The sequence below is a fragment of the Mucilaginibacter sp. genome, assembly GCF_036383575.1.
GTDB lineage: Bacteria > Bacteroidota > Bacteroidia > Sphingobacteriales > Sphingobacteriaceae > Mucilaginibacter.
This window is the reverse complement of sequence record NZ_DASVOB010000319.1, coordinates 1-1,889: the sequence shown is the minus strand read 5'-3', so window position 1 is coordinate 1,889 and position 1,889 is coordinate 1. Positions and strand designations below refer to the sequence as shown.

Sequence of the window (1,889 nt, the reverse complement as noted above, 5' to 3'; positions counted from 1 at the left end):
AGCCCTGTTCACCGACCAGGGCTGTTTTTATCAAAAAAAAAACGATTACTAAATAGATTACCAGCCTACCTCGCCGCCATCTTTGAAAAACTTTGCCGTAACATACGGTTGGGCTTGTGTGGCCAGTTTTACAATAGGTATGGCACCTTGTTCCGCGGTTTTTGCCCCTTGAAATTGGTTAAGGTCGGTAGCGGTATACCCTGGCGTAACACTATTAACACTAATGCCGGTATCACTAAGCTCATTTGCAAGCATTACGGTAAAAGCATTTAGGGCTGTTTTAGACGAACCGTAGGCATGGTACTTAGCCCGGTTAGGATTTTTTTCGGGTGCAGTATGTACGGCAAGAGAGCCAATTTCGCTGGATACATTAATGATAGCCCCCTGAGCTGATCTTTTCAGCAGCGGCAGAAATTCCTGCGTGGTTTGAACTGCGCCAAAAAAGTTGGTGTCAAATATCCTGCGCAGGTTTTCAACAGAACCTACAGCAAGGCTTTGAGGCTGGTCGCCGGCAATTCCCGCATTATTTATCAAAATATCTAAAGAATCAATTTTAGCATCCAATTCTGCTCTGGCCTCGCGCACGCTATTGATATCAGTCACATCTATTACTATAGTTTCTACATTAGTTATACCCAACGCTTTCAACTGCCTGACAGCCTCAAGACCGTTTGCTTTATCTCTGCTGCCTAAATAAACATAATGATTTAGCTGTGCCAGTTGTTTGGCGGTTTCAAAGCCGATCCCTTTGTTTGCCCCGGTGATTAATACTGTTTTCATGGTGATGATTTTTGACTGTGTTTTTCCGTAATTTTAGCTGGAAATATAAAAGCAAAAAAATGTAATTGATTTATAAACCGCAATGTACAATCAATTGCAGTTATTGGATTATTCACGGGTTTGGCGAATATCTGGTGCTGGAAATTTCCGACTCAGATCCGTACAGCTAAACGTCCGATTTTATTACAATAATTTCCGCTTGCAAAAATGGACTCGTTATATATCAGTAAGTTGTAAATTTGGAATGGCCTTTGAAAGAATATGGCAACTTGACCGCATACATCTTCTATATCACCCCCTATGATCTTGCATTTTTGGCTGCGATATTTATCGGCCTGACTTTTAGCCTGCTATTATGGTTTACCCAAAGCATTAATCGTATTGCAAACCGTTTTCTCACCATGGCGATGCTAACCATTGTTTTATGGATGGCCTGGGTGCTGGGAAAGGGCGTTGGCCTGGGCGCTTACTTTCCGCATTGGAGCCGGTTGCCGCTTCAATTTTCGCTGGCGCTGGGGCCGTTTATTTATTTTTACGTACTTAAGATAACCCGGCTGGGGTATAAATTTCATCGGACTGATCTGTTGCACTTCATCCCCTTGTTGCTGCAACAGGGTATTTTTATATTGGAGATTTGGCAAAGTATCAGTACCGGTGCGGCAACTTACAATACACCGGTCTTTCGGCAAGTGAGCCCGGTACTGAATATGGCAGCGTTTATTTCGGTGGCTGTCTACCTGTATATTTCCTTCGGGCTGATAGAAAACTATTACCGGCAGTTGAAATTCAATAACGTAAACGACCGATATCGCTACCAAATGCGCTGGTTGCACAGGTTAATTAAAGCCTTTGGCCTTTTATGGCTACTATGGCTGCCATATACTGCTGCAGATTATTTTTATTTCCATTACCGGTTAGGTGTTCACGCGTACTACCCTTTGTATTTGTTGTTGGCAGGAATGATGATCTGGATAGCGGCGACAGTCCATTCCAAACCAGGAAGCCCGGTTATTGTACAGGCTTCCCCTGTTTCAAAAACACCGGTCCCGGCGGCGCTCAGGCAAAAAGGCACCTGGCTCCGGAAGGCTATGGAGGCTAACCGGTATCAT

Annotated in this window: 2 protein-coding genes; one reads left to right on the top strand and one right to left on the bottom strand. The window is 43.9% G+C overall.

Translation table 11 applies throughout. The annotated features are described in order from the left end of the window. Window positions 1–57: 57 nt before the first annotated feature. Window positions 58–780 carry an SDR family oxidoreductase gene (locus VF500_RS11030; protein WP_330859723.1) on the bottom strand — a complete coding sequence of 241 codons (723 nt, stop codon included), beginning with the start codon at window positions 778–780 and terminating at the stop codon, window positions 58–60. Window positions 781–1,049: 269 nt separating this feature from the next. Between VF500_RS11030 and VF500_RS11025 the strand changes: the two genes are divergently transcribed. Further along, on the top strand, window positions 1,050–1,889 hold an 840-nt coding region (locus VF500_RS11025; RefSeq protein ID WP_330859722.1), incomplete at its 3' end, for a hypothetical protein.

What these genes read in the sequence shown, in the direction of transcription:
- VF500_RS11030 (WP_330859723.1), bottom strand. Translation starts at nt 780, where the DNA reads ATGAAAACAGTATTAATCACCGGGGCAAACAAAGGGATCGGCTTTGAA.